Genomic DNA, 23946 nt, shown 5'->3' with positions numbered 1-23946 from the left:
TCGGGATCATGACGACGACAGTGGCCGAGGACACTTGGGACGGCCACCTGCCCGACAGCCGCGAGTACCGGCGCATCCTCGTCGGGCTCGGCGCGGCGGGCATCGCGACCTTCGCCCAGCTGTACTCACCTCAGGGCCTGCTGCCGACGCTGGCCCGAGGCCTGCGCGTCGATGCCGCGGAGGCGGCCCTGTCGGTGTCGGTCGCGACGCTCGGCGTCGCTCTCGCGGTGCTGCCCTGGTCCTGGGTCGCCGACCGGGTCGGGCGCCTGCGCGCCATGCAGCTCGCGATCATCGCCTCGACGCTGCTCGGCGTCGCGGTAGCGCTCGCCCCGAACCTGCCGACCCTGCTCGGCCTGCGGCTCGTCGAGGGGATGGCTCTCGGCGGCCTGCCCGCGCTGGCCGTCACCTACCTCCACGACGAGGTCCACGCGTCGCACACGGCGGCCGCCGCGGCCGCGTACATCTCCGGCACGACGGTGGGCGGCATGACCGGACGCCTCGTCGCCGGGCCGCTCGCCGGTGTCATCGGCTGGCGCGGCGCCCTGCTGGCCGTCGCCGTCCTGTGCGCCGTGGCGTCGGCGGTCTTCCTGCGCCTCATGCCCCGCGCCCGTGGCTGGGCCCCCAGCGGCCGGGCCACGCTGCGCGACGTCATCACCGGCGTCCGCACGAGCCTGCGCGACCCGTGGCTGCTCGCCCTCTACGCCCAGGGCGCCCTGCTCATGGGCGGCTTCGTCGCGGTCTACAACTACCTCGCCTTCCGGCTCGAAGGGCCCGAGTTCGCGCTGCCGGCGACGATCGGCTCGCTCATGTTCGCCGCGTACGCCGCGGGCACCGTCAGCTCGCGGCTCACCGGTCGCCTCGTGCCCCGGTTCGGCCGCCGCACCGTGCTCGTCGGCGGCACCGTGACGATGGGCGTCGGCGCGCTCGTGACGCTGTCCGGTGTGCTCGTGCTCGTCGTGGCCGGCCTGCTCGTGTTCACGGCGGGCTTCTTCGCCGCGCACGCCACCGCGTCGGCGTGGGTCGGCGCCCGGGCCACGACCGGTCGCGCCCAGGCGACGGCGCTCTACAACGTCGCGTACTACAGCGGCTCTGCCGTCGTCGGCTGGCTGCTCGGGTACGCGTGGTCCGGACGCGGCTGGGCCGGCGTGGTGGCGTCGGTCGTCACGCTGGCGCTCGTCGCGCTCGGTGTCGCTGTGTGCGGACGCCTCACCCGATGAGCATCGGCTCCTTCGGCAGGCGACGCACCTTGGTGCGGCGGCGGCGGCGCTCGGGGATCATCGAGCGCATCTCCTCGAGGCGGCCGAAGCAGAGCAGGCGGTCCTCGGCCTGCAGCTCGGTGCGACGGCGCGGGTTGGGGATCACCGCGGTGCCGCGGTGCAGCGTCAGCACCTGGATGTCGCGCTCGTCGAGCCCGGACTCGCTGATCGTCTTGCCGACGAGGTCCGCGCCGGTGTGCACGACGAGCTCGGCGACGCCGTAGCCCGTCGACACCGTCAGGCGCTGACGCACGTCGATCTCGGGGAAGGCCACCTGGTTGGCGATGTGGTCGATGATCGCGCCGGCGACGTCGAGCTTCGTGGCGCGCTCGATGCCCTCGAGGCCGGGCGAGGAGTTGACCTCCATGACGAGTGGCCCGTCGTTGCCCTCGAGCATGTCGACACCGGCCACACGCAGGCCCATGATCTGCGCCGAGCGCACTGCCGTCTCCTCGAACTCCTTTGTCAGCTCGACGGGTTCGACGCGGCCGCCACGGTGGACATTGGAGCGGAACTCGTCACCCTCGGCGACGCGACGCATCGCGGCGACGACGCGGTCGCCGACGACGAGCGCGCGGATGTCGCGGCCCTTGGACTCCTTGACGAAGCTCTGGATGAGGACGTTCTGCTTCGTGCTGTGCAGGGTCTCGATGATCGCCTCGGCGATCTTGATCTCCGGCGCGAGGATGACGCCGATGCCCTGCGTGCCCTCGAGCAGCTTGATGACGACCGGGGCACCGCCGACGCGCTCGATGGCGGGGCGCACGTCGGCCCGGTTGCGCACGAATGTCGTTGCCGGCATGCCGATTCCGTGACGCGAGAGGATCTGCGTGGCGCGCAGCTTGTCGCGGGCGTTGCTGATGCCGTTGGCCGTGTTCGGGGTGTAGATGTCCATCTGCTCGAACTGGCGCACGACGGCGGTGCCGAAGTACGTGATGGAGTTGCCGATGCGCGGCAGGATCGCGTCGTAGTCGGACAGTGGCCGGCCACGGAAGACGAGGTCGGGCTCGGGCCCGGACAGGTCGATCGCGAACCTCAAGGTGTTGAGCACCTTGACCTCGTGGCCGCGTGACAGGGCAGCGGTCTTGAGCCGCTGGGTGGAGTAGGCGCGCGGGGCGCGGGAGAGGATCGCAAGTTTCATGGAGGATGCCTGCAAGGATGGTCGGGTGTCCGGGCCGCCACATTCAAGCACTCTCGCCGGTTGGCGGGAATGGGTGACTCTGCCCGGGTGCGATGTCGAGTGGGTCAAGGCCAAGCTCGACACCGGCGCCCGGTCCTCGTCGATCCACGCGTTCGACGTCGCGGAGTTCGAGCGCGACGGCCGCGACTGGGTGCGGTTCTCGATCCACCCGTGGCAGCGCTCCGAGGCCGACGCCGCCGTCGTCGAGCGACCGGTGCACGACCGGCGCTCGGTGCGCTCGTCGTCGGGGCACGTGGAGGAACGGTTCATCGTCCTGCTCGATGTCGTCCTCGTCGAGCGCACCGTCACGGCCGAGGTGTCGTTGACCGACCGCGACGAGATGGGCTTCCGGATGCTCGTGGGCCGCGAGGCGCTGCGCCAGGGCTTCCTCGTCGACTCGGGGCGCTCCTACCTCGGCGGGCGACCCCCGCTCGCCGTCCGACGCAGGAACCGGGGCCGCTGATGCCACGTCCGTCGTTCGCCATCGGCGCCGTCCGCGTGCGCCCCGGCTCGACGCGGGAGGTCGGGCTGCCGATCACCCGCCTCGTCACCGGCGCCGAGGTCAGCCTGCCGGTCCGCGTGGTCCACGGCCGCACCGACGGCCCGACCGTGTGGATGACGGCGGCGATCCACGGCGACGAGGTGGTCGGCGTCGAGGTGGTTCGCCGGGTCCTCGCCTCCCTGCGCCCCCGCACCCTGGTCGGCACCGTCATCGCGGTGCCGATCGTCAACGTGCTCGGGTTCCAGACCGGCGAGCGCTACCTGCCCGACCGCCGCGACCTCAACCGGGCCTTCCCCGGCTCGGCCCGCGGGTCGTTGGCCGGGCGCATCGCCCACCTGCTCATGACCGAGGTCGTCGCCAAGGGCGATGTCGGCATCGACCTGCACACCGGCGCCGACCGGCGCAGCAACCTGCCGCAGATCCGCGCCGACCTCGACGACCCCCGCACCCTCGAGCTCTCCTCCGCCTTCGGGGCGCCCGTCGTCTACCACGCGAAGCTGCGCGACGGCTCGCTGCGGGCCGCCGCACGCGAGCGCGGGTCGACGGTGCTGCTCTACGAGGGCGGCGAGTCCTGGCGGTTCGACGAGTGGGCCATCGAGGCCGGCGTCGTCGGCGTGCGGCGGGTGCTGGCCCGGCTCGGGATGATCGACCCGGTCGACGAGCCGGAGCCCGCCCCGAGCCTCGTGTGCCGCTCGAGCGGCTGGGTGCGCGCCGCCGGCAGCGGCATCCTCCAGCTCGAGGCCACGCTCGGGCAGCGGGTGCAGCCCGGCGATCGCCTCGGCGGACTGTCCGACTCCTTCGGCCGACGCGTCCGCCTCGTGCGCGCCGACCGGCCCGGCATCGTCATCGGCCGCACCCACGCGCCGCTGCTCAACCGCGGCGACGCCATCGTCCACATCGGCGAGGTCGAGGACGACCACCCGACGCCCGACATGGCCGTCGAGCTGGCGCCCGACCCCACCGACACGCCACTCCTCCCCGACGGCGCGGCCGCTGGCTAGGCTGCGGTCATGGCTCGTCTCGTGCTCACCGTCATCGGCGACGACCGCGCCGGACTCGTCTCGGCCCTGGCCGACGTCGTCTCCGCGCACGACGGCAACTGGGAGCAGGGCCAGATGGCCGAGCTCGCCGGCAAGTTCGCCGGGATCGTCGTCGTCACCGTGCCCGACGCGCGCCGTGAGGAGCTGACCACCTCCCTCCGGGGTCTCGACGGCCTGCTCGAGGTCGCCGCCCACCCCGGCGCCGACGCGTCCGCCGACGCCACGTCCGCCGAGCCCGCACGCCGCCTGACGCTGCACCTGCTCGGCAACGACCGCCCCGGCATCGTCCGGGAGGTGTCCTCGGTGCTGAGCCGCCACGACCTCTCCATCGAGACGATCACCACCGGCACCCGCGAGGCGCCGATGGCCGGCGGCCTGCTCTTCGAGGCCCACGTCGTCGTCGAGGTGCCGGCCTCCACCGACCTCGCCGACCTGCGCGCCGACCTCGAGCGTCTCGCCACCGAGCTGCTCGTCGACCTCGACCTGCACGAGGACTGACACGACGCCTCTACGGCGGACCCACCCCGGCTGTCCGCGTTCTCGGTCATGATGTGCCCGTCATGACCCGATGGACTCCGGTGCAGGTGGCCGGGCTGGCCCCCGACGACGCGTCGCTGGCGGCAGCCCGCAGGCTCGCGCGCCCCGGGCCGTGGAGCGACACCGGCTCGACCGAGGCGCTCGTCTGGGGCAAGTGCCAGGGGTCGGGCAAGACGCCCTACCAGGTGAGCGTCGACCTTGCCGGGCCCGCGTTCCGCTGCTCGTGCCCGAGCCGCAAGTTCCCGTGCAAGCACGGGCTCGCCCTGCTCCTGCTGTGGGTCGGCGGGTCGGGGTCGGTCGCCGATGTCGAGGAGGTAGCGGGTTTCGCCCAGGAGTGGGCCGCCGAGCGGGCCGCCCGTGGCGCGGCGCGCGAGGCCCGGGCCGACGCGCGCGCCGACAAGGCCCCCGACCCCGACCCCGACGCACAGGCCAGGCGGCTCGAGGAGCGGCTCGCCCTCATGAGCGCCGGGATGGACGACTTCGCCCGCTGGCTCGGCGACCTCGTCCGCGGAGGCACCGCGACCGCGCGCCGTCAACCGCAGGCGTGGTGGGAGACCACCGCGGCCCGCCTCGTCGACGCCCAGCTGCCCGGCGTCGCCGATGACGTCCGCACCGTCGGCAGCGAGGTGGCGTGGCGCGCCGACTGGACCGAGCGGCTCCTGCTCTCGCTCGGGCGCTGGTGGACCGCCACCCGCGCCTGGGCCGGTCGCGACGCCCTCGACGCCGCCGAGCTGGGTGACCTCCGCTCCTACCTCGGCTGGTCCACCCCCACCGACACCGTCCGCGCCGGCGACGCCCTCCGCGACCGTTGGACCGTCCTCGGCGCACACCGCACCGACGACGGACGCCTCCAGCAGCAGCGCACCTGGCTGCGCGGCGCCGAGTCCGGCGAGACCGTCGTCGTGCTCGACTTCGCCGCCGGCATGCAGGCGCTCCCCGTCGCGCGGCTCGCCGGGTCGGTGCTCGAGGCCACCGTCGCGCGCTACCCCGGCCGCGGCGTCCGACGGGCCCTGTTCGTCGACGAGCCCGCACCCGTGCCCGCCGACGGCACGCTGCCCGGAGGCGTCGACATCGAGGGCGCGCACGCGTGGGCCGCGCAGGTGTGGGCCGCCAACCCCTGGACGCGGCGCGTCCCCGTGGGCCTCGCGGCCGTACGCGTCGGCGTCACGCAGGTCGTGGACGCCGACGGGCGGGGCATCGGCCTCGCGGCCGATGCCGACGTCTGGGCCCTGCTCGCGCGCACCGGCGGCCACCCCACCGACGTCTTCGGCGAGCTCGACCACGGACGCTTCCGCCCCCTCACCATCGTGCAGCGCGGCGAGGTGGTCGCGCTGTGAGCGAGCGGCCCACGGTGACAACGGACTTCGACGCGTGGTGGCGCGAGGTCGGCAACGTCGCGCTCATCGGCACGGCCCGTCGCGGTGCGCCGCCGCTCGACGTCCTCGGCGTGCGGCGACCGGACGCTGCCGCCGGCGGCCCCCGAGAGGGTGCGCTCCTCGACGCCGCGGCGCTCGGCGCGGCTGCCCTCCAGTCGGGCCGGGTGTCGCACCCTGCCGACACCCCGCCGACCGCGCCGGCGGACGTGCGCCCCGAGGCGTCGCGGCTCGCCGTGCAGCTGCTCGAGCTCGTCATGACCCAGCCGCCCGCGGGCGCCCAGCAGCGTCCGGCCCTGCTGACCCACTGGCTGCGCGCCTGCGACGCCGGTGGCCACCGCGTGCCGCACGCCCTCCTGCCGACGCTCCTCGACCTCGCCACCGCGCAGCGCTCGCTCCGACGCGTCGCGGCCCGGGTCGTCGACGAGCGCGGGCTCTGGCTCGCCGCCCTGCGCCCCGAGTGGTCGTGGGTGCTCGACGCCGCGGCCGGCGTCGACGTGTCGGCCGAGCCGGACGTCGACCCCGACGACTGGGCCCGCCTGCCCTCCGTCGAGCGCGTCCCGGTCGTCGCGTCCTTGCGGGCCCGCGACCTGGACGCCGCCCGCGCCCTCGTCGGGTCGACGTGGGCCACTGATGCGGCCCGCGACCGCCGCGCCCACCTCGAGACGTTCCGCGTCGGCCTCGGCCCCGCCGACGAGGCGCTGCTCGAACGCGCCCTCGACGACCGTTCCGCCGGGGTCAGGGAGGTCGCCACCGAGCTGCTCGACGGGCTGCCGGGCTCGGCGAGGGCGGCCCGGATGCGTGAGCGCCTCCGGCCCCTCGTGCGCACCACCGGCCTGCTGCGGCGCGGGCTCGAGGTGACGCTGCCCGACGAGCCGGACGTCTCGGGCCGGCGCGACGGGCTCGGCAAGCCGCCGCCGCGCAGGTCCGCGCGCGGCTGGTGGCTCGAGCGGATCGTCGCCGGTGCGCCCCTCGAGGTGTGGAGCGAGATCACCGGCGCCGACGCGTCCGCGACGCTCACCCGACTCGCCGACGCCGGGGCCACCGACGCCGTGGACGGGATACGCCGTGCCGTGCGGGCCCGACGCGACGCGGAGTGGGCGGCGGCCCTTCTCGAGCGCGGCTGGGACCCGACCATCGTGCCCGCCCTGCCGCGCCACCTCCGTGAGCGCGCACTGCTCGGCCGCCTCGAGGAGACGATCGCGAGGCCGGCCCATGCCGCGACCGTCATCGCGGCCGTCGAGGCGCCGTGGTCAGCGGACTTCAGCGTCGCCCTGACGTCCCGGTTGCGGGACTCGAAGTCCGCTGCGCCGATCGTCGCGATGTCGATGCCCTACCTCGTCGCCGGCCTGCACCCGGCCGCGCTCGACGCCCTGGAGCGCTGGCACCGCGCGCTCGGCGACGGCGACCGGGTCCTGGCCACCCACCTGCGCAACCTGCTCCAGTTCCACTCCGTCAAGCGATCGATCAGCGAGGCGTTCCGATGACCGACACCACCGAAGCGACGACCCCCGACGTCCTGCGCGCCCACGCCGAGGACGCCTACGCGTCCGAGCTGGTGGCGCTCGCCGCGGCCGACGACCGCCCGCGCCCGCCGAGCTGGCGGCTCTCCCCCTGGGCCGTGACCACCTACCTGCTCGGTGGCACCCTGCCCGACGGCACCGAGATCACTCCGAAGTACCTCGGGTCGCGCCGGCTCATCGAGGTCGCGGTCGCCTCGCTCGCCACCGACCGCGCGCTGCTGCTGCTCGGCGTGCCGGGCACCGCCAAGACGTGGGTCGGCGAGCACCTCGCCGCGGCGATCAGCGACGCGTCGACGCTCGTCGTGCAGGGCACCGCGGGCACGCCCGAGGAGTCGCTGCGCTACGGCTGGAACTACGCCCGGCTGCTCGCCGAGGGCCCGACGCGCGAAGCCCTCGTGCCGAGCCCGGTGATGCGCGCCATGGAGACCGGCGCCCTCGTGCGCATCGAGGAGCTGACGCGCATCCCGGCCGACGTGCAGGACTCCCTCATCACGATCCTGTCGGAGAAGACCCTGCCGGTGCCTGAGCTCGACTCCGAGGTGCAGGCCCGGCCGGGCTTCAACGTCATCGCCACGGCGAACAACCGCGACAAGGGCGTCAACGACCTCTCCTCGGCGCTCAAGCGACGCTTCAACACCGTCGTCCTGCCGCTGCCGGACACCCTCGACCAGGAGGTCGAGATCGTCCGCACCCGCGTCGCGTCGCTCGGCCGCAGCCTCCAGCTGCCCGCCGAGCTCGAGTCGCTCGCCGAGATCGAGCGGGTGGTGCAGGTGTTCCGCGAGCTGCGCTCCGGCGTCACGGCCGACCAGCGCACCACGGTGAAGTCGCCGTCGGCGACGCTCTCGACGGCCGAGGCGATCTCGGTCATGACGAACGGCCTGTCGCTGGCCGCCCACTTCGGTGACGGCGTCGTGCGGGCCGAGGACGTCGCCGCGGGGCTCGTCGGTGCGGTCGTCAAGGACCCGGTCCAGGACCGCATCGTCTGGCAGGAGTACCTCGAGACCGTCGTCAAGGACCGCCGCGAGTGGACCGACCTCTACCGCGCCTGCCGCGAGCTCGGCTGATCGGGGCCTCGCGCGCATGACCGTCGAGGTGCTCGGCATCCGCCACCACGGGCCCGGATCGGCCCGGTCGGTGGCGCGCGCCCTCGACGAGCTCGAGCCCGACTCGGTCGTCATCGAGGGGCCGCCCGAGCTCGACGCGCTCATCCCCCTCGTCCGCGACCCCGACCTCGTGCCGCCGGTCGCCGGCCTCGTCTACGCGGTCGACAACCCGCGGCGCGCGGCCTTCTACCCGTTCGCTGTGTTCTCGCCCGAGTGGGTCGCGCTGCAGTGGGCGGTGGCACGCGGGGTCGCGGTGCGGTTCGCCGACCTGCCCGCCGCGCACTTCCTCGCCGACGCGCCGGCGCCCGACGCGCCAGCGCCAGACGCCGAGGAGCCCGCCGGGCCGGCGCAAGGCGTGGTCCGCGAGCGCGTCGACCCGATCTCGACGCTGGCCCGCGCCGCCGGCTACGACGATCCCGAGCGGTGGTGGGAGGACGCCGTCGAGCACCGACGCACCTCCTCGCTCGAGCACTTCCGGTTCCTGCTCGAGGCGATGCGCGGCGTCCGGGGCGACACGACGATCGGCGACGATGCACGTCGGGAGGCGTTCATGCGCAAAGTGATCCGCGCCGAGCTCAAGGCCGGCCGCGAGCGCGTCGCCGTCGTCTGCGGCGCCTTCCACGCGCCGATGCTCGACCCCGACACCTTCCCGCCGGCCACGCGCGACAACGCCCTGCTCGCCAAGCTGCCGAAGGCCAAGGTGGCCGCCACGTGGGCGCCGTGGACCGCCGCGCGCCTCGCGTACGCGAGCGGCTACGGCGCCGGCGTCCGCTCCCCCGGCTGGTACCAGCACCTCTTCGTCACCCCCGACGACGACGTCGTGCCCTCGTGGTTCGTCCGCGTCGCCCGCGCCCTGCGCGAGGAGGACCTCGACACCTCGACCGCGGCCGTCGTCGAGGCCACCCGCCTGGCCGACGCGCTCGCTGCGGTCCGCGGACGGCCGTCGGTCGGGCTCGCCGAGCTGACCGACGCGGCGCAGGCCGTGCTGACCGACGGCTCCGACCTGCCGCTGCGGCTCGTCGACCGGCGCATCGTCGTCGGCGAGCAGCTCGGCCGGGTGCCCGAGTCGACGCCCATGGTGCCGCTCGCGGCCGACCTGTCCCGGCAGCAGAAGTCGTTGCGGCTCAAGCCTTCTGCGTCGGTCACCACCGTGCAGCTCGACCTGCGGCGCGAGAGCCAGCTGGCGCGCTCCGTGCTCCTGCACCGGCTGCGCCTGCTCGGCGTGCCATGGGGCGAACAGGTCGACGCCGGTCGTTCCACCGGCACCTTCAAGGAGGCGTGGCAGCTCGAGTGGGACCCCGAGCTGGCCGTGTCGGTCGTCGAGGCGAGCCTCTGGGGCAACACCGTGCAGAGCGCGGCCGAGGCCAAGGTCGCCGACGAGGCCGGCAGCGCCGACGACCTCGACCGCCTCGGCACCCTCATCGAGCAGTGCCTCCTCGCCGAGCTGCCCGACGCGCTGCGTGCGGTCGTGGCGGCCCTGGCCGACCGCACGGCCCGGCAGCACGACACCCGCGCCCTGCTCGGCACCGTCGAGCCACTGGCGCGCACCTGCCGCTACGGCGACGTGCGCGGCGTCGACGTCGGCGAGGTGGAGCACGTGCTGCGCACCGTCGTCGTGCGGGCCTCGGTGGGGCTGCGGGCGGCGTGCGCCTCCCTCGACGACGACGCGGCCACGGCGATGCGGGCTGCCGTGGAGTCGGCCGACCGCGGCGTCGCCCTCCTCGACCTGCCCGACCTGCGCGAGCCGTGGCAGCGGGCCCTCGCCTCGGTGGCCGCCGACGAGAACCTCCACGGCGCCGTCGCCGGCCGTGCCAACCGCCTCCTGCTCGATGCGGGGCTCCTGGAGCGCGACGAGGCCGCCGCCCGCCTGAGCCGGCGCCTCTCGACGGGCGCGAGCGCCCCGGCGGCCGCGGCCTGGGTCGACGGGTTCCTCACCGGCGAGGCGCTGCTGCTCGTGACCGACGACACGCTGCTCGCGATCATCGACGAGTGGCTGACGCACGCACCCGACGCCGTCTTCGAGGACCTGCTGCCGCTGGTGCGGCGCACCTTCTCCCGGTACGAGAGCGCCGAGCGTCGGCTCATCGGCCAGCACCTGCGCGCGCTCGGCACCGGTGCTCGCGCGCCGGGTGCCGACGCGTCGGCGTCGGTCGACCTCGATCGTGCGGCACCCGCCGTCGCCACCGTCGCCCGGCTGCTCGGGCTCGAGGCCGGAGGCGTCCGATGACGGATTCGCTTGCGCCCGAAGCCGCCCCGACCCGTCGGGACCGGCTGACGCGGTGGCGTCTCGTCCTCGGTGGCGAGGACGCCGACGGCATCGGCGAGGCCGCGTCGCTCGACGCCGACGACGTCAAGCGCGACGAGGCCCTGCGCGAGCTGTACGACGGTCAGCGCAAGGGCGGGCTCGGCGCGTCGGCGCCACGGGTCGCGCGGTGGCTCGGCGACATCCGCGGCTACTTCCCGTCGTCGGTCGTGCAGGTCATGCAGGCTGACGCGATGGACCGACTCGGCCTGACCCAGCTGCTCCTCGAGCCCGAGCTCATGGAGGCCGTGCAGCCCGACATCAACCTCGTGTCGACGCTCGTCGGGCTCGGCCGCGTCATCCCGGAGCGGTCGCGCGCCACCGCCCGCGCCGTCGTGCGCACCGTCACCGACGAGCTCGAGGAGCGGCTGCGTCAGCGCACCGTCGAGGCCGTCACCGGCGCGCTCAACCGGGCCGCCCGCACCCGACGTCCGCGGCACTCCGACATCGACTGGAACCGCACGATCGCCGCGAACCTGCGCCACTACCAGCCCGACCTGCGCACCGTCGTGCCCGAGCGGCTCGTCGGCTATGCCCGGAGGGCGCACCGCGTCGAGCGGCAGATCATCCTCTGCATCGACCAGTCAGGGTCGATGGCCGAGTCGGTCGTGTACTCGAGCGTGTTCGGCGCCGTGCTCGCCTCGCTCCGGTCGGTCGAGACCCGGCTCGTCGTCTTCGACACCCAGGTCGTCGACCTCACCGACGAGCTCGACGACCCCGTCGACGTGCTCTTCGGCGTCCAGCTCGGCGGCGGCACCGACATCAACCGGGCCCTCGCCTACTGCGAGTCACTCATCGAGCAGCCGGCCGACACCGTCCTCGTGCTCATCAGTGATCTCTACGAGGGCGGCATCGCCGAGGAGATGGTGCGCCGCGCGTCGTCGATCGTCGCCTCGGGCGCGACGATGGTGGCCCTGCTGGCCCTCAGCGACTCGGGCAGCCCGAGCTACGACGCCGAGCACGCGGCCGCGCTCGCGGCGGTCGGCGTCCCGGCGTTCGCGTGCACCCCGGACAAGTTCCCCGAGCTCATGGCCACGGCGATCGAGAAGCGCGACATCACGGCGTGGGCGGCGGCCAACGACATCGTCACGACGCACGAGCCCGACCCACCCGCCTGACGTCCGGCTCCCGCAGCGCCGGTGAGGTGCTGCGCTCCCTCAGCATTGCTCCATCCGGTGAGCCACAGCCCGTCGCGCGACGTGGTGGCAGCATGGCGGCCATGCCGACCGACGCACGTCCCGACCTCGCTCACCTCGCGGCAGACATCGACGCCACGTGCCGGCTCCGAGGCGAGTTCACGCTCCGCTCCGGCCTCGTCGCCGATGAGTACTTCGACAAGTACCTCTTCGAGAGCGACCCCGCCCTGCTGCGGCGCGTCGCCGAGGCGATGGTGCCGCTCCTGCCCGAGGACACCGAGCTGCTCGGCGGGCTCGAGCTCGGCGGCATCCCGATCGTCACGGTGCTGAGCGGCATCACCGGGCTGCCGGCGCTCTTCGTGCGCAAGGAGGCCAAGGCGTACGGCACCCGCAAGCTCGCCGAGGGCCCGGACGTGGCCGGGCGACGCGTCACCCTCGTCGAGGACGTCGTGACGACCGGCGGCGCCGTGCGCAACGCGGCCGTGGCGCTGCGGGAGCGGGACGCGTCGGTCGGGCTCGTCGTGTGCGCCATCGACCGCAGCGAGCCCGGGGCCAACCGCCTCCACGAGGTCGAGGTGGAGACGCGTTCGGTGCTGACGCGCGCGGACCTCGACGCCGCCCGCGCGGCCGCCGCCGGCTGAGGCGAACGCGGCACGCCCGTCGTCCCGGATGACGACCACCATCGGACGGTGGACGCGTCGGGCGTGCTCAGCGTCGGACGCGCGCGGGAGTCGTGGTCGTCATCCGTGACGGTGCCGGTGCCAGAGCCGCGTCAAGGCCGCGGCGCACCGTGCACGCCGACGCGGCGAGTGACCGGCGTCAGTCGCGCGGCCGCACGAAGCAGGTGCGGCAGCGGGCCTCGTAGGAGAACGTGCCGTCGTCGGGCAGCGCCTCCGACCCGCTCTCCTCGCCCGGGGCGCCGAGCCGCTCGAGGAACGGCACGCCCGCGCGGAGGACCTGCGTGTGCGTGGCGCTGAAGTCGCGGCACACGTCGCACACGGCCCGCCGGTAGGTGACGGCGTCGGGGCCGAGCTCGAGCAGCGCCCGCACGGGCGCGAAGAGCTCGCCGCGGTGGTCGAGGTCGATGCCGGCGACCACGACGCGCGTGCCGCGGCGCAGCAGCTGGTCGACGACCTCGATGTCGGCGATGTCGAACATGTGCACCTCGTCGACCGCGACGAGGTCGAGCTCGGCGTCGAGGGCCTCGGCGAGGGCGAGCGTCTTCGTCGTCGTGAGGACGCCGCCGCTGCGGGAGGTGACGCCGGTGTCGCGGACGTGCCGCGCCGACTGGTAGACGCGGTGCTTGACGCGCGTGTACTGCAGCGGCGAGAGCAGGCGGATGAGCTCGAGGCTCTTGCCCGACTTCATCGGCCCGAGGACGACGTCGAGCGACACCTCGCTCGCGGTGCGGACGGCCTGCCTGACGTCGTCGATCGTGGTCACGGGCGGCAACGGTATCCCCCCCGCGCCGACGGCGGCCGTCAGGCCCGCCCGCGTCACGGACCGTACCCGTTCGCGCCCCGGATCGCGGCCTCGCTGCAGTCGTCGAGCACCCCGGACTTCGACAGCTGCGCCGCCAGCGCGCTCCCGCGGCCGTCCGTGCGCGCCGACGCGCCGAGCAGCCAGCAGAGCGCGACGTCGGTCGTCTGCGGCGGCGGCCCGGTGTCGACGGAGGACACCTGCGACTCCAGCTGGTCGAACCGCTCGTCCTGGTGCTGGACGAACCACGCCCAGCCCAGCAGGTTCCCGACGACGAGCAGCAGGGCCAGCCCGACGCTGAACGGCCGGCTCAGGCCACGCTCGACGCCCGCGAGCGGCGACTCCGGACCGTGCGCCGAGTACTCCGGCGGCGCCGGCGCCTGGTGGTCGACGTGCGGCGAGCCGCCGGCGTCCTGCGAGGTCGCGTCCATGACATCCCCTGTCGACGAAGCGCGCCCCTCTGCACGCCGTGCGCCGACGGTACTGCCCTGCAAAAGGGTTCGCCCGTGGAACGCGCCGACGCCTAGCGTGGCGGCGTGCCGATGCATGAGGACGAGGTCAGGGCCACCCCCGAGCTGGTGCGCCGGCTCGTCGACGACCAGTGCCCCCAGTGGGCCGACCGAGCAGTGACACCGCTGCCCGACGACCTCGAGGGAACCGACAACGTGCTGTTCCGCCTCGGCGACGACCTCGTGGTCCGGATGCCGAAGGTGGAGTACGCGTCGGGGCAGGCCGAGTCGGACGCGCGCTGGCTCCCGGGGCTCGCGCCGCACCTGCCCGCCGCGGTCCCGGTGCCGGCGCACCTCGGTCGTCCGGGCGAGGGCTACCCCTGGGCGTGGTCGGTCGTGCCATGGGTCGAGGGCACCACGCCTCCGCGCCTCGGTTCGGACGACGTCCCGCTCGCCCGCGACCTCGCGACGTTCACCCGCTCCCTGCAGGCGGTCGACGCCACCGGTGGCCCGACGAAGCCGCCCGGCCACCGCGGCACACCGCTGCGGCACGCCGACGACGCCGTCCGCAGAGGCCTCGAGCGGCTGCGTGGCCACGACGACGGCTTCGACCTCGCGGCGGCCGAGCGAGCATGGGGCGCGTGCCTCGCCGCACCGGACTGGGACCGCGAGCAGGTGTGGATCCACGGCGACCTGCAGCCCGGCAACCTCGTCGTCGACGCGGGACGGCTCGCGGCCGTCATCGACTGGGGTGCGCTCGGCGTCGGCGACCCCGCGCCCGACGTCGCCCCCGCCCTCTGGACCTTCACCGGCGCCGCTCGCGCCGCCTACCGTGACGCCATGGCCCCGGACGACGCGACGTGGGTGCGGGCCTGCGGCTGGGCCCTCGCGCCGTCGCTGACCGGCATCGGCTACTACCGGCAGACGTTCCCGCGGATGGCCGAGCACGGCCGCCGGATGGTGCGCGCCGTCATCGCCGAGCTGACCTGACCGGACGTGGCCTGACGCCGCCGTCGTGGCACGACTGTGGGGGTGGCGTGGGCCCGCTGTGGCTGGGACCGCGTGCGTGACCGCCCGACGCTGGAGGAGACCCGCCAGTCCTCGTCGAAAGGCACCACCGTGAGCACCACGACCTTCGCCACCACGCCGACCACCGACCGCCCGTGGGTCCACGAGATGGTCATCATCCACCGTGCCTTCCGCCGCGAGACGCGCCTGCTGCCGGGACTCGTCCGCGAGGTCGCCGACGGCGACGTGGAGCGGGCCCGGACCCTCGCCGAGGTGCTGCGGCTCGTCGTCGGCGGCCTCGAGATGCACCACACCGGGGAGGACGCCGTGCTGTGGCCGGCGCTGCTGGAGCGGGCCGCACCCTCCACCGGTCTCGTCGAGACGATGCAGGCCCAGCACCACGGCGTCGAGGACCACCTCGAGCGCGTCGAGCACCTGCTGCCCGCGTGGGAGGCCGACCCGACCCCCGCGCGCAGCGCCGAGCTGGCCGACGTCCTCGACCGGTTCGCGGCCGACCTCGCCGCGCACCTCGACCTCGAGGAGCGCGAGATCCTGCCGCTGTGCCTGCGGTACGTCACCGTCGCCGAGTGGGACAGCCTCGGGCAGCACGGGATGGACACCATGGCGCGGTCGCAGCTACCGATCCTCTTCGGGGCCATCCTCGAGGACTGCTCGCCGGAGGAGCGTCGGGCGATGCTCGCGAAGCTGCCCCTGCCGGCCCGCGTCCTCCTGCGCACCGTCGGCGCGCGGCAGTACCGACGCTTCGTCAGCCGCGTCCGCGAAGGCTGAGGTCCGCGGCGCCCGGGGTGGCGATGTCGGCGACGACCGCGGCCGCGAAGCGGGCCACCTCCTCCTGCGTCGCGGTCCGACCGGCCTCCCACGCGGCCGTGAACTCGTCGGGCTCCAGCCGCGCCCGGGCGGCCACCAGCCCGGCGTCCGAGGTGGCACGCGAGGGCGGGTAGTGCGGGTCCACCGCGGTCGTGTCGCCGAGCGTCGCCGCAGCGCCGAACAGGTACGCCCCGGCTGGGGCTCGCCCCGACCGCGCTGCCACGCCGGCGAGCTCCGGGACGGCGTAGCCGAGTGTCCAGGCGAGCCGCAGCGGGAACGACACCGCGAGTGACTGGCCGAGCAGCGCCGCGGCCGCGGCGTCGTCGCCGGCGACCTGTCGTGCCGTCGCGAGGGTGTTGAGCGAGGTGGCGAGGCCGAACTCGTTGCCGAGCACCCTCGCGGAGGTGACCGCCTCCTCGAGCAGTCGGGTCGCGCCCTCCGCATCGCCCGCGAGCAGGAGCGCCTGCCCGCGCCCCACCTGCACGTGCAGCCGCGCCCACGCCCGCGGGTCGGGGTGGCCGACCTGCTCGACAGCCAGGTGCTCCGCCCGGGCCTCGGCCAGGGCCAGCAGCCGCTCCCCCGCGGCCAGGTCACCGGCGAACAGCGCCCCGAGCCCACTGAGCAGGGCGGCCTCCACGACGAGGAGGGTGTCGCCGGCGCGCTCGGACAGCCGGATCGCCAGGTCGCCGAGCAGGCGCATGCCGCCGACCTCGCCGACGACGAGCATCAGCCCCATGCGGCCGACCGCTGTCCACGCCACGGCCGTCGTGGTGCCGGTGCCGTGGACGCGCTCGAGCCACTCGTGCGCCTCCCGCACGCGTCCGCGCATCGCGAAGTACGGCCAGAGGCCGCCGGCGAGGTCGGCGGCGTCGGACATCCGGCCCAGCTCGAGGAGTCGGAGCAGTCCCGACCTCAGGTTGCCGCGCTCGGCCTCGACGCGGTCGAGCACCGGTCCGATGCCGGCCGACCAGAGGCGTCGGTGCGCGTCCAGGGCCACCTCCCGGGCGTACGCGGCGTGCGCGTCGGCCGCCGGCAGCGCCAGGCCCGCAGCGTGAGCCCGCGTGACCGCGTGCTGCCGCACCGGCTCGAGGAGGCGGAAGCGCGGGACGCCGTCCGGCGAGGGCGCCGGCAGCACGAGCGCCTGCTCGACGAGGGCGGCGACCCGGGGCAGCACGTCGTCGGGCCGGCCGGTCGGGGCCGGCTCCACCGCCGGCTCCGCCGCTGGCTCGACGGAGGCGAGCCAGTCGAGCGAGAAGCCGCCGGAGAACACGGCCGTGCGCAGGAACAGGTCGCGCTGCCGGGGCTCCAGCAGGCCGATGCTGCCGTCGAGCACGGTCGCCATGCTGCGCTGCCGCTCGGGCAGGTCGCGCGGCCCCGCGACGCCCACGTCGGTGGCGCCGGCCTGCAACCGCGACAGCAGCGCGTCGGGCGGGAGCACGCGGGCCGCAGCCGCGGCCAGCTCGATGGCGAGCGGGAGCCCGTCGAGGTGGCGCGCGATGGCGGCGAGGGTCGCGGCGCTGCTGGCGTCGGCTGCGCCGCCGCGCACCTGACTACCGACCGCCGAGGCGCGGTCGAGGAACATCGCGACGGCGGGCGAGCCGGCCACGTCGGTCAGGGCATCCGTCCCGTCGTCGAGGGCCGGGAGTGCGAGCGGCGTCACCGGCACCTCCTGCTCGGCGCGGACCCGCAGCGGAGCGCGGCTCGTGGCGAGCACCGTCAGCCCGGGAGCGCGCCCGAGGAGCTCGGCCAGGCGAGGCCCGCACGCGACGACCTGCTCGAGGTTGTCGAGGACGAGCAGCACCCGACGGTCCGCGAGGTGGCCCGCGATCCGCTCCACGAGGTGCACGGTGCCGGTCGGTTCCTCCATCACCCCGAGCGCCGCCGCGACTTGCGGCAGCACGTCCTCCGGCTCCCGCACGGCCGCGAGGTCGAGCAGCCGGACCCCGCCGGGGAAGGCGTCGCCGACGCGCGTCGCGACCTCCGTGGCGAGACGCGTCTTGCCGACGCCGCCCGGCCCGGTGAGCGTGACGAACCGGGCGCCGCGCGTGGTCAAGAGCTCCGCGAGACGCGTCAGGTCCTCGTCGCGGCCGAAGAGCGGCGCGAGCCCCGACGCCACGAAGGCGTCTCCCGCCGCCGGCCGGCTCCCGAGCCCGACCGGCCCGGACGCCGCCACCGGCTCGTGGAGCCCGGACGGCTCGCCCCGGCGCGGCACCGCTGCGACGAGCTCAGCGCGTTCCGCGTCGTCGAGGTGCAGCGCGTCGGCCAGGGAACGGACGGTGTGCGGGTGCGGCCGCAGCCGCTCGCCACGCTCGAGGGCGCCGATCGCCTTGACGCTGAGGCCGGATCGATCCGACAGCTCCTCCTGCGTCAGGGACCTGACCTCGCGCAGGGCGCGGAGCCGCGCACCGAAGGCGCCGACGGCCGGGGTCCCCACCACGAGCCGACGGTAGCGTGCCGGCCAGCTGCCCACGGGCGAACGGCAGGCCTGTCTACTCGCCGGTCACCGAGGTGGCGTGGAAGGCTGCAGGGTGCGACACCACCCTTGTCGGCACCTCTGCAGCACCCGTCTGACCCCGGTCGAAGGAGCACTCGATGATCTCGCGCATCGCCATCGTGAACCGCGGCGAGGCCGCCATGCGGCTCATCCACGCGGTGCGTGACCTCAACGCCGCAGCCGGGCCGGACGGCCACCGCATCGAGACCGTCGCCCTCCACACCGAGGGCGAGCGCCGCGCGATGTTCGTCCGCGAGGCCGACCGCGCCTACGACCTCGGCCCGGCCTCCGCGCGTCCATACCTCGACTACGCCGTCCTCGAGCGCGCCCTGCGTGAGACCGGCGCCGATGCCGCGTGGGTCGGCTGGGGCTTCGTCGCGGAGCACCCGGCGTTCGCCGAGCTGTGCGACCGCATCGGCGTCACGTTCATCGGCCCGAGCGCCGAGGCGATGACCAAGCTCGGCGACAAGATCGGCAGCAAGCTCATCGCCGAGGAGGTCGGCGTGCCGGTCGCGCCGTGGAGCCGCGGCGGCGTCGACACGCTCGAGGACGCCACTGCAGCGGCCGCGCGCATCGGCTACCCGCTCATGCTCAAGGCGACCGCCGGCGGTGGTGGCCGCGGTATCCGCCGCGTCGACTCCGACGCCGACCTCACCGACGCGTACGAGCGCACCCGCGACGAGGCGCAGCGCGCCTTCGGCTCGGGCGTCGTCTTCCTCGAGAAGCTCGTCACCGGCGCCCGTCACATCGAGGTGCAGGTCATCGCCGACGGTCAGGGCACCGCGTGGGCCGTCGGCGTCCGCGACTGCTCCGTGCAGCGCCGCAACCAGAAGGTCATCGAGGAGTCGGCCTCGCCGGTGCTCAGCCCCGAGCAGGCGCAGGAGGTCAAGGACAGCGCCGAGCGGCTCGCGATCGCGGTGGGCTACGCGGGTGCCGGAACCGTCGAGTTCCTCTACCACCCGGGAGAGCGCTTCTTCGCCTTCCTCGAGGTCAACACCCGCCTGCAGGTCGAGCACCCGATCACCGAGTCGGTCACCGACACCGACCTCGTCAAGCTGCAGATCCACGTCGCGAACGGCGGACGCCTCGACGACCTCCCGCAGGGCCGGCCCACCGAGCGCGGCCACGCCGTCGAGGCCCGTCTCAACGCCGAGGACCCCGACCGCGACTTCGCGCCGAGCCCCGGCCGCATCAGCCTGCTCCAGTTCCCCGCCGGCCCCGGCATCCGCGTCGACACCGGTGTGGGAGAGGGCGACTCGATCCCCGCCGACTTCGACTCGATGATCGCCAAGATCATCGCCTACGGCCGCGACCGCGACGAGGCGCTGGCCCGCCTGCGCCGCGCCATGTCCGAGACCACCGTCGTCATCGAGGGCGGCTCGACGAACAAGTCGTTCATCCTCGACCTGCTCGACCAGCCCGAGATCATCGACGGCTCGGCCGACACCGGCTGGATCGACCGGGTCCGGGCCGAGGGCCGCCTCGTCTCGCACCGCCACTCCGGCGTCGCGCTCGTCGCGGCCGGCATCGAGGCCTACGAGGACGCCGAGGCCATCGAGCGGGCGCGCCTGTTCGAGTCCGCGCGCGGCGGCCGCCCGCAGGTGCAGCACACCGTGGGCCGGGCCATCGACCTCAAGCTGCGCGGCACCGCCTACAAGGTCACCGTCCTGCGCACCGCCTCGCACCGCTACCGGGTCACGGTCGCGGGCGGCGGCGCCGAGCACGTCGTCGACGCCGAGCTCGACCTCATCGACGAGTACGCCGGACGCATCAGCGTCGAGGGCCGCGGCCACCGCCTCGTCACGGCGACGCACGGGCCCGTGCAGCTCGTCGAGGTCGACGGCGTCACCCACCGCGTCAGCCGCGACGAGGGCGGCGTCGTCCGCTCTCCCGCGCCGGCGCTCGTCGTCGCGACGCCGGTCGCGGTCGGCGCCGAGGTCGCCGCGGGCGCCCCGGTGCTCGTGCTCGAGTCGATGAAGATGGAGACCGTCCTCGTCGCGCCCATGGCCGCCCGGGTCCGCGAGATCCTCGCGAGCGTCGGCAGCCAGGTGGAGACCGGCGCGCCGCTCGTGCGCCTCGAGCCCCTCGAGGACGCCGACGAGGTGGCCGAGGCCGGCCCCGCGGCCGAGGAGTCGGTCGACCTCGACCTGCCCGAGCCGACCACGGGCACCGCCACCGCGCAGCAGCGCGCGGCCCGCGGCCTGGCCGACCTTTCGGCCACCGTCCTCGGCTTCGACGGCGGCGCCGACGGCGGCGACCGCGGCACCCTCGCGGCCTACCTCGCCGCCCGGGACGAGCTCGCCGCCGGGGGCACGCGGGGCGACGAGCCGCTCACCGAGGAGATCGCGATCCTCGACCTCATCAGCGACTTCGCCGAGCTGAGCCGCAACCGCCCGGCGCTCGAGGAGCGCCACACCGAGCTGCTCGTGCACAGCCCGAAGGAGTTCTTCCACACCTACCTGCAGAGCCTCGACCCCGACCGGGCCGGCCTGCCGACCGACTTCCGCGACAAGCTCGCCCGCGTCCTGCGCCACTACGGCGTCACCGACTTCGAGCGCACCCCCGAGCTCGAGGAGGCGGTCTTCCGCATCTTCCTGTCGCAGCAGCGCTCGGCCCCCGAGGTAGCCTTCGCGACGTCGGTCCTGCAGCGCTGGCTCGCCGAGCCGGTGCCGGCGGCCCCGCTCGACGCGTCGGCCCGTGACGCGCTCGACCGCCTCGTCGTCGCCACGCAGCTGCGCTTCCCGGTCATCGGCGACCTCGCCCGCAGCGTCCGGTTCCGCTGGTTCGACCAGCCGCTCGTCGACGAGGGCCGCGCCAGCGTGCTCGCCGGGGTCCGCGACAAGGTGGCCGCGCTCGCGGCCGACAGCGACGCCGCCGACCACGCCCTGCGCGTCGACGAGCTCGCGGCGATCCCCGAGCAGATCGTGCGCTTCCTCGCCGAGCGGCTGTACGCGTCGGCCGAGACCCCCGAGGGCATCCAGCAGCACGAGCCGATGCTCGAGGTGCTCATCAAGCGCCACTACCGTGGCCACGAGCTGCACGCGCTGCGCACCTTCACCGAGGGCGGCCGCCCGTTCGCGACGGCCGACTACACCCTCGACGAGCGGCACACCCACCTGACCTCGAGCATCGGGGCCGTCGACGAGCTCGTGCCCGGCAGCGCCCTCGACACCGCGGTGTCGGCCGACGTCTGGGCCCGCACCGAGGGCAGCCACTCGGTCGTCGACCTCTACCTGCGCTGGCCCGACGAGCCGGAGTCGCCCGACGAGGCGAGCGACCGGCTGGCGGCGCTGCTCCAGGAGCTGCCGTTCGCCCAGGACACCCGACGCGTCGCCGTGGCGGTCAGCGCCGGCGTCGAGCGGCACGTCGACTACTTCACCTTCCGCCCGGTCGAGGGCCGCCTCGTCGAGGACCGGCTCGTCCGCGGCGTCCACCCGATGGTCGGCCGCCGCCTCAACCTGTGGCGCCTCACCGCGTTCGACGTGACGCGTCTCGAGGCCCCCGACGACGTCCTGCTCTACGAGTGCGTCGCCAAGGACAACCCCGAGGACCGACGCCTCGTCGCCCTCGCCCAGGTGCGCCAGATCGTCGTCGTGCGCGACGAGCACGGCCAGGTGTCGGGCCTGCCGCACGTCGAGCGCGCCATCGCCAACTGCCTCGAGGCCATCCGCCGGGTCCGGGCGAGCCGCGGCCCGGGCGGCTCACGCCTCGACATGAACCACGTGTGGGTGCAGATCTGGCCGACGATCGAGGCCGACCTCGGCCAGCTGACGGCGCTGCGCGGCAAGATCGCCCCGCTGACCGCCGGTGCCGGCATCGAGGAGGTCCTCGTCCAGGCCGATGTCGCGACGGCGCCGGACCAGAAGCCGGCCCCCATCGCCGGGCGCTTCTTCTACCAGCCGGGCTCGGGCGTCGAGGCGTCCGTCGGCGCCCCGCCCACCGAGCCGCTCGCGCCGCTCGACGACTACGCGTCGAAGGTGGTGCGCGCCCGACGCCGCGGCCTCGTCTACCCGTACGAGCTGCAGTCCATGATCGCCGGGCAGGGGGGCACCGTCCTCGAGCACGACCTCGACGACACCGGCGCCCTCGTGCCGGTCGACCGCCCGGTCGGGCTCAACAAGGCCGGCATCATCGTCGCCGTCGTCACGACGCCGACGCAGCGGCACCCGCAGGGCGTGACGCGCGTCGTGCTCTCCGGTGACCCGCTGCGCTCCCTCGGCTCGGTCGCCGAGGCCGAGTGCGCGCGCATCATCGCCGCCATCGACCTCGCCGAGCGGATGCACGTGCCGCTCGAGTGGTACTCGCTCTCGGCCGGCGCCCGCATCTCGATGGACTCCGGCACCGAGAACATGGACTGGGTGGCGCGCGCGCTCAAGCGGATCATCGAGTTCACCCAGGCGGGCGGCGAGATCAACATCGTCGTCGCCGGCATCAACGTCGGCGCCCAGCCGTACTGGAACGCCGAGGCGACGATGCTCATGCACACCAAGGGCATCCTCGTCATGACGCCCGACAGCGCCATGGTGCTCACCGGCAAGCAGTCGCTCGACTTCTCGGGTGGCGTCAGCGCCGAGGACAACTTCGGCATCGGCGGCTACGACCGCGTCATGGGTCCCAACGGCCAGGCGCAGTACTGGGCCAAGGACCTCGTCGGCGCGCGCGCCATCCTCATGGCGCACTACGACCACGCGTACGTGGCGCCCGGAGAGTCCGGTCCCCGACGCGTCCCGACGAGCGACCCGTCGCACCGCGACGTCACGCTCTACCCGCACGACCTGCCGGAGTCGGGGTTCAAGACCGTCGGCGACATCTTCTCCGCGGTCACCAACCCCGACCGCAAGAAGCCGTTCGACATCCGCACGCTGATGCGCGCCGTCAGCGACCAGGACCACGAGCCGCTCGAGCGCTGGGCCGGCATGGCCGACGCCGAGACCGCGGTCGTGCAGGACGCCCACCTCGGCGGCATCCCGGTGACGCTCATCGGCATCGAGTCCAAGCCGGTGCCGCGGCGCGGGTTCCCGCCCACCGACGGGCCCGACACCTACACGGCCGGCACGCTGTTCCCGCGGTCGAGCAAGAAGGTGGCTCGCGCCATCAACGCCGCGAGCGGCAACCGCCCGGTCGTCGTGCTCGCCAACCTGTCCGGCTTCGACGGCTCGCCGGAGTCGATGCGCAGCCTCCAGCTCGAGTACGGCGCCGAGATCGGCCGCGCCATCGTCAACTTCGAGGGCCCGATCGTCTTCACCGTCGTGTCCCGGTACCACGGTGGCGCGTTCGTCGTGTTCTCCAAGACGCTCAACCCGCGGATGACGGTCCTCGCCGTCGACGGCTCGTTCGCCTCGGTGCTCGGCGGGGCGCCGGCCGCGGCCGTCGTATTCTCGCGCGACGTCGACGCGCGCACGTCCGCCGACCCGCGCGTCGCACAGCTGCAGGAGCAGGTCGCGGCCGCGTCGGGCGTCGAGCGGGCGCGCCTGGCCACCGAGCTCGCCGAGGTGCGCAGCTCGGTCCGGGCCGAGAAGCTCGGCCAGGTGGCCTCGGAGTTCGACGGCGTGCACAGCATCCAGCGCGCCGTCACCGTCGGGTCGGTCGACGAGGTCGTCGCACCGCACGACATCAGGCCGCGGATCATCTCCGCGGTCGAGGCGGGCCTGGACGGCTAGGCCGAACGCTCTGCATTGCTCCACCGGACGGGCCACGCCGGCACGACCGGCGGCTGGCTCACGACGTGGAGCAATG

Annotated in this window: 17 protein-coding genes; 13 read left to right on the top strand and 4 right to left on the bottom strand. The window is 74.5% G+C overall.

The genetic code is table 11. The features are described from left to right. Positions 1–8 precede the first annotated feature (8 nt). Positions 9–1217, top strand: a complete 1209-nt coding sequence (locus AC3A5R_RS17720; RefSeq protein ID WP_487622083.1) for an MFS transporter — start codon at positions 9–11, stop codon at positions 1215–1217. On the opposite strand, the gene AC3A5R_RS17715 is transcribed toward AC3A5R_RS17720, so the two are convergent. Then, entirely contained in the window at positions 1207–2397 is a 1191-nt protein-coding gene (locus AC3A5R_RS17715; RefSeq protein ID WP_487622082.1) for a RimK family alpha-L-glutamate ligase, read from the bottom strand. The genes AC3A5R_RS17720 and AC3A5R_RS17715 overlap by 11 nt on opposite strands. Between AC3A5R_RS17715 and AC3A5R_RS17710 the strand changes: the two genes are divergently transcribed. The 9 genes from AC3A5R_RS17710 to pyrE all read left to right on the top strand — a co-directional run bounded on the left by AC3A5R_RS17710 (position 2396) and on the right by pyrE (position 12593). Further along, a complete protein-coding gene (locus AC3A5R_RS17710; RefSeq protein WP_487622081.1) occupies positions 2396–2899 on the top strand; it encodes an ATP-dependent zinc protease family protein in 504 nt (167 codons plus the stop codon). The genes AC3A5R_RS17715 and AC3A5R_RS17710 overlap by 2 nt on opposite strands. Then, complete coding sequence (locus AC3A5R_RS17705) at positions 2899–3939, top strand: succinylglutamate desuccinylase/aspartoacylase family protein (protein WP_487622080.1); 1041 nt, start codon at positions 2899–2901, stop codon at positions 3937–3939. Before AC3A5R_RS17710 ends, AC3A5R_RS17705 begins: the two co-directional genes overlap by 1 nt. Before the next feature lie 9 nt (positions 3940–3948). Beyond that, complete coding sequence (locus AC3A5R_RS17700; RefSeq protein ID WP_487622079.1) at positions 3949–4476, top strand: glycine cleavage system transcriptional repressor; 528 nt, start codon at positions 3949–3951, stop codon at positions 4474–4476. Between the two features lie 62 nt (positions 4477–4538). Further along, entirely contained in the window at positions 4539–5852 is a 1314-nt protein-coding gene (locus AC3A5R_RS17695) for an SWIM zinc finger family protein (RefSeq protein ID WP_487622078.1), read from the top strand. Beyond that, positions 5849–7375, top strand: coding sequence for a DUF5691 domain-containing protein (locus AC3A5R_RS17690; protein ID WP_487622077.1), 1527 nt, complete (start codon positions 5849–5851; stop codon positions 7373–7375). The genes AC3A5R_RS17695 and AC3A5R_RS17690 overlap by 4 nt, the downstream gene beginning before the upstream one ends. Continuing rightward, positions 7372–8475: an ATP-binding protein gene (locus tag AC3A5R_RS17685; RefSeq protein WP_487622076.1), complete on the top strand. Its 1104-nt coding sequence runs from the start codon at positions 7372–7374 to the stop codon at positions 8473–8475. The genes AC3A5R_RS17690 and AC3A5R_RS17685 overlap by 4 nt, the downstream gene beginning before the upstream one ends. Positions 8476–8491: 16 nt before the next feature. Beyond that, on the top strand, positions 8492–10741 hold the full coding sequence (locus tag AC3A5R_RS17680) for a DUF5682 family protein (RefSeq protein WP_487622075.1): 2250 nt from the start codon (positions 8492–8494) through the stop codon (positions 10739–10741). Next, on the top strand, positions 10738–11934 hold the full coding sequence (locus tag AC3A5R_RS17675) for a VWA domain-containing protein (protein WP_487622074.1): 1197 nt from the start codon (positions 10738–10740) through the stop codon (positions 11932–11934). Before AC3A5R_RS17680 ends, AC3A5R_RS17675 begins: the two co-directional genes overlap by 4 nt. A gap of 101 nt (positions 11935–12035) precedes the next feature. Further along, complete coding sequence (gene pyrE, locus AC3A5R_RS17670; protein ID WP_487622073.1) at positions 12036–12593, top strand: orotate phosphoribosyltransferase; 558 nt, start codon at positions 12036–12038, stop codon at positions 12591–12593. 178 nt (positions 12594–12771) lie between these two features. Here pyrE and AC3A5R_RS17665 read toward each other — a convergent pair whose 3' ends face one another. Together AC3A5R_RS17665 and AC3A5R_RS17660 are read right to left on the bottom strand one after the other, a co-directional pair. Beyond that, positions 12772–13395, bottom strand: coding sequence for a thymidine kinase (locus tag AC3A5R_RS17665; protein ID WP_487622072.1), 624 nt, complete (start codon positions 13393–13395; stop codon positions 12772–12774). Between the two features lie 53 nt (positions 13396–13448). Beyond that, positions 13449–13862: a hypothetical protein gene (locus AC3A5R_RS17660; RefSeq protein WP_487622071.1), complete on the bottom strand. Its 414-nt coding sequence runs from the start codon at positions 13860–13862 to the stop codon at positions 13449–13451. Between the two features lie 111 nt (positions 13863–13973). Between AC3A5R_RS17660 and AC3A5R_RS17655 the strand changes: the two genes are divergently transcribed. Both AC3A5R_RS17655 and AC3A5R_RS17650 read left to right on the top strand, forming a co-directional pair. Further along, positions 13974–14870 carry an aminoglycoside phosphotransferase family protein gene (locus AC3A5R_RS17655; RefSeq protein ID WP_487622104.1) on the top strand — a complete coding sequence of 299 codons (897 nt, stop codon included), beginning with the start codon at positions 13974–13976 and terminating at the stop codon, positions 14868–14870. A gap of 129 nt (positions 14871–14999) precedes the next feature. Then, the gene (locus tag AC3A5R_RS17650) at positions 15000–15677 is read left to right on the top strand and encodes a hemerythrin domain-containing protein (RefSeq protein ID WP_487622070.1); all 678 of its coding nucleotides are present in this window, start codon (positions 15000–15002) and stop codon (positions 15675–15677) included. Here AC3A5R_RS17650 and AC3A5R_RS17645 read toward each other — a convergent pair. Further along, entirely contained in the window at positions 15655–18153 is a 2499-nt protein-coding gene (locus tag AC3A5R_RS17645) for an ATP-binding protein (RefSeq protein ID WP_487622069.1), read from the bottom strand. The two genes, AC3A5R_RS17650 and AC3A5R_RS17645, sit on opposite strands and share 23 nt — an antisense overlap. A 155-nt stretch (positions 18154–18308) precedes the next feature. Here AC3A5R_RS17645 and AC3A5R_RS17640 point away from each other — a divergent pair, with 155 nt between their 5' ends. Then, positions 18309–23870, top strand: a complete 5562-nt coding sequence (locus AC3A5R_RS17640) for an ATP-binding protein (protein WP_487622068.1) — start codon at positions 18309–18311, stop codon at positions 23868–23870. Positions 23871–23946: the final 76 nt, after the last annotated feature.

The sequence above is a fragment of the Intrasporangium sp. Soil_C_50 genome (assembly GCF_057656595.1).
The sequence above is the reverse complement of the archived record's forward strand: the minus strand, read 5'-3'. Positions and strand labels throughout refer to the sequence as shown.

What these genes read in the sequence shown, in the direction of transcription:
- AC3A5R_RS17660 (WP_487622071.1), bottom strand. Translation starts at nt 13,862, where the DNA reads ATGGACGCGACCTCGCAGGACGCCGGCGGCTCGCCGCACGTCGACCAC.
- AC3A5R_RS17675 (WP_487622074.1), top strand. Translation starts at nt 10,738, where the DNA reads ATGACGGATTCGCTTGCGCCCGAAGCCGCCCCGACCCGTCGGGACCGG.
- AC3A5R_RS17695 (WP_487622078.1), top strand. Translation starts at nt 4,539, where the DNA reads ATGACCCGATGGACTCCGGTGCAGGTGGCCGGGCTGGCCCCCGACGAC.
- AC3A5R_RS17715 (WP_487622082.1), bottom strand. Translation starts at nt 2,397, where the DNA reads ATGAAACTTGCGATCCTCTCCCGCGCCCCGCGCGCCTACTCCACCCAG.
- AC3A5R_RS17680 (WP_487622075.1), top strand. Translation starts at nt 8,492, where the DNA reads ATGACCGTCGAGGTGCTCGGCATCCGCCACCACGGGCCCGGATCGGCC.
- AC3A5R_RS17710 (WP_487622081.1), top strand. Translation starts at nt 2,396, where the DNA reads ATGGAGGATGCCTGCAAGGATGGTCGGGTGTCCGGGCCGCCACATTCA.
- AC3A5R_RS17655 (WP_487622104.1), top strand. Translation starts at nt 13,974, where the DNA reads ATGCATGAGGACGAGGTCAGGGCCACCCCCGAGCTGGTGCGCCGGCTC.
- AC3A5R_RS17640 (WP_487622068.1), top strand. Translation starts at nt 18,309, where the DNA reads ATGATCTCGCGCATCGCCATCGTGAACCGCGGCGAGGCCGCCATGCGG.
- pyrE (WP_487622073.1), top strand. Translation starts at nt 12,036, where the DNA reads ATGCCGACCGACGCACGTCCCGACCTCGCTCACCTCGCGGCAGACATC.
- AC3A5R_RS17685 (WP_487622076.1), top strand. Translation starts at nt 7,372, where the DNA reads ATGACCGACACCACCGAAGCGACGACCCCCGACGTCCTGCGCGCCCAC.
- AC3A5R_RS17705 (WP_487622080.1), top strand. Translation starts at nt 2,899, where the DNA reads ATGCCACGTCCGTCGTTCGCCATCGGCGCCGTCCGCGTGCGCCCCGGC.
- AC3A5R_RS17720 (WP_487622083.1), top strand. Translation starts at nt 9, where the DNA reads ATGACGACGACAGTGGCCGAGGACACTTGGGACGGCCACCTGCCCGAC.
- AC3A5R_RS17700 (WP_487622079.1), top strand. Translation starts at nt 3,949, where the DNA reads ATGGCTCGTCTCGTGCTCACCGTCATCGGCGACGACCGCGCCGGACTC.